This window comes from Streptomyces sp. NPDC033178 (genome assembly GCF_055577685.1).
The window spans coordinates 1-2,517 of the sequence record NZ_JBVIPT010000038.1; the positions used below are offsets into that span (position 1 = coordinate 1).

The following is a 2,517-nucleotide window of genomic DNA, read 5'->3' on the forward strand; positions in this document are numbered from 1 at the left end:
CGCTCGTTTACGCAGCTCAGCGGGATAGGAGGAAGGACGTGCCATGACTCAATCCTTTCACGGAATCAAGTCTCTAACGAACACGGGGCGGTTCAGACGGTGAGCGGACCACATAACCCTGCTGACCTGCGGAGCCCTTGGGGCTTGCTTGAGCCGAGCTGCGGGGAAAGCCCGCATGGCCGGTTCTTAGGGAGCCGGGGCCCAGCAATGGGCTCCGGCTACCCGACAGATGGCCATCGCGCCGCTACGTCACGGTCTGCCGATCGACACACCGCGCGAGCGGCCACCCTCGCCCCGCCAGGTCACCCGGTGGATCACCACCAAACCGTCCTGGCGCGGCGTGCACGCCACCGAAGCACTCCGGCGGCTGCTTCAGAACTGCCCGGAACTGGACCGAACCCATGACCTGGTGCGGCAGTTCGCGGCCATGCTCGACGCCCGCGACGCCGACTCGCTGCCGGACTGGCTCGAACACCTCGCGGCCTCCCGTCTCCCCGCTTTGGCCAGCCTGGCCAAAGCCATCCGCGAAGACCAACACGCAGTCGTTGAGGGGATCAGCACCCCGTTCAACTCCGGCGTCAACGAAGGCCGGATCACAGATCTAAAACTCCAGAAGAGAATCATGGCCGGCCGTGCTGGAGTTCCGCTCCTCCGCCACCGCGTCATCCTCATGGCAGGACTCCGACGCCGCTACCCGTGACGGAGCGTCACCGGCGCACGGTGGCACACTCCCGCTTCACGGAAATCTTGCCAGGGCCACGTTCACGTGTACGCCGACAGAAGAGCGTGCGGCATGGTGGCGGCCGGCTCACGGCCGCGTCGTTGGTAGCCGCGGGCGCCGACGAAGTCACAGCCGTTGGTGCGGACGTCGTTGGGGCGGTGGGCCTGGGCGAGGTCGATGTGCAGGCGGACGGAGGCCGGGAGCGGGCCGAGGCCGTCATGAGTCTCGCGCCGCAGCCGCCCTGCCTCTGCGCGGGGCAGGACCAGTCGTTCGCGGGCTGCCTGGGCTTCCTCGGTGAGCCGAGGCGGAGTGCGCGGAGTGCGCAGGCGGGTGCCTGGCGCGACGGGGCGACCCACTGCGTGAGCAGGGGCCGCACCTCGTCGGCCGGAGCACGTGTTCAGCCGAGATCCACAATCCCACGGCCTCGCGGGTCTCTTATCGAACCGGTCTTTTGAGTTCGACGGACCATTCAGCGACGGAGTTGAAGATCAAGCTAGCATGCGGAAGAGACGCGGTCATTGAAGCTCTCATACGTCATGTTGCCTGCAGAATCGAATGTCTGCATGGAATCGAGGTTCCAGAAACGATATCCGCCCTTTACCGAGGTCCGCTTTCCGCCACCGTTCTTGAATTCCGTGAGGAAGATGACCGAACTAGAATTGTTCACGATGGACGAGACTGTATTGTCCACCGAAGATCCGTCCGAATACCTGCTCCGGGAAAGGTCCTTTGCGCAGAATGTCTTCGTTCCATCGCTCAGCGTAACCTGAGGGAGAATATAGACGGACCCTGTGAAGTCGGAGTTCTTGTACAGGCAAACTTGATTTCCCGCACAGTTGTAGGCTGCGTTCGCGGGCGGCGCCACAACTGCCGCCCCTCCAACGGCCACAGCTGTAGCGAAAAGCAATGCGCTTGCACGAGGCTTAGTCATCAGCATTCTCTACCAACTTCCTCTAGTTCTCATCAGCGGCCGACGGGCATCCACGCCATGATGACCCTGAGCGTCACAAGAATTCCACGTTCGGAGGATTATCAACGTGCGATCGTTCGACCTGCGAAGGAGAGTCGCGGGGCGAACCGGGCCCTCGCTGCAGAGGTAGAGACCGGTTGGTCGTTCGCCGCGGAGACGGCCCAGTGTGGCCCTGTCGGTACATGGGCCCAATCTCTACAACGACCAATCACCGCTCCACGGTTCACTTCTTCCGCCAACTCCTACTCCGCAGGGCCGACACCCCGTCCGCGCGCAGCTCTCCGGCCTCCGGCAAGAGGATGAGGACGGCATCGAGGTCTTGGCTGTAGGGGAAAGCGGCGGAGAGCGTGAGGTCGTCGGCGGCCTCGGGCAGCAACTCGACCAGCACGCTGAAACGGTCGCCGCCACGCAAGGCGTGTTCCTCGACGCCTGCCGCGAGGACCTCACCGGTGAAGCCGCCCCCCTCAACTGGGTCGGTACCTGGCACAGCGGAGTACACGCATCCCGCAGGACCGGACAGACAGTGAGGACAGGTTTGAAGGCCCGTAGAACTATCGGCCCAACGAACACGTAGTGGTAAGAGCATGCTCACAAAGGCTTCGCCAAGTTCAGTTCGGCACAGAGATCGACCTCTCCAAGGAGGCGCGGCATGACCATGCCATATCAGGCATCCTCATCGACGGATAACGGACAGGGGAGTCGTCGCCCTTCCGAAAGTGCCACGGAGCCGACACCTTCGGTTACTGATCCGGGCACCGGGGTATTCGGACCTCCTCCGGTTCCTCCTAAGCCGCCTGGTTGGGAGCCGTTGCCGCCTCCGGGGGTG

At 63.5% G+C, this 2,517-nt stretch carries 4 protein-coding genes; 1 reads left to right on the top strand and 3 read right to left on the bottom strand.

Annotated features, from left to right (window positions below):
• Nucleotides 1-229 precede the first annotated feature (229 nt).
• The gene (locus ACZ5VQ_RS48050) at nt 230-700 is read left to right on the top strand and encodes a transposase (RefSeq protein WP_469110537.1); all 471 of its coding nucleotides are present in this window, start codon (nt 230-232) and stop codon (nt 698-700) included.
• A gap of 62 nt (nt 701-762) precedes the next feature.
• Here the strand turns inward: ACZ5VQ_RS48050 and ACZ5VQ_RS48055 are convergent, their stop codons facing one another.
• The 3 genes from ACZ5VQ_RS48055 to ACZ5VQ_RS48065 all read right to left on the bottom strand — a co-directional run bounded on the left by ACZ5VQ_RS48055 (nt 763) and on the right by ACZ5VQ_RS48065 (nt 2,178).
• Nucleotides 763-1,077 carry a hypothetical protein gene (locus ACZ5VQ_RS48055; RefSeq protein ID WP_469110538.1) on the bottom strand — a complete coding sequence of 105 codons (315 nt, stop codon included), beginning with the start codon at nt 1,075-1,077 and terminating at the stop codon, nt 763-765.
• A gap of 137 nt (nt 1,078-1,214) precedes the next feature.
• A complete protein-coding gene (locus ACZ5VQ_RS48060; RefSeq protein WP_469110539.1) occupies nt 1,215-1,658 on the bottom strand; it encodes a peptidase inhibitor family I36 protein in 444 nt (147 codons plus the stop codon).
• Nucleotides 1,659-1,914: 256 nt separating this feature from the next.
• Nucleotides 1,915-2,178 (bottom strand): hypothetical protein, encoded by a 264-nt coding sequence (locus tag ACZ5VQ_RS48065; RefSeq protein WP_469110540.1) that lies wholly within the window; start codon nt 2,176-2,178, stop codon nt 1,915-1,917.
• Nucleotides 2,179-2,517 lie beyond the last annotated feature (339 nt).

What these genes read in the sequence shown, in the direction of transcription:
- ACZ5VQ_RS48060 (WP_469110539.1), bottom strand. Translation starts at nt 1,658, where the DNA reads ATGCTGATGACTAAGCCTCGTGCAAGCGCATTGCTTTTCGCTACAGCT.
- ACZ5VQ_RS48050 (WP_469110537.1), top strand. Translation starts at nt 230, where the DNA reads ATGGCCATCGCGCCGCTACGTCACGGTCTGCCGATCGACACACCGCGC.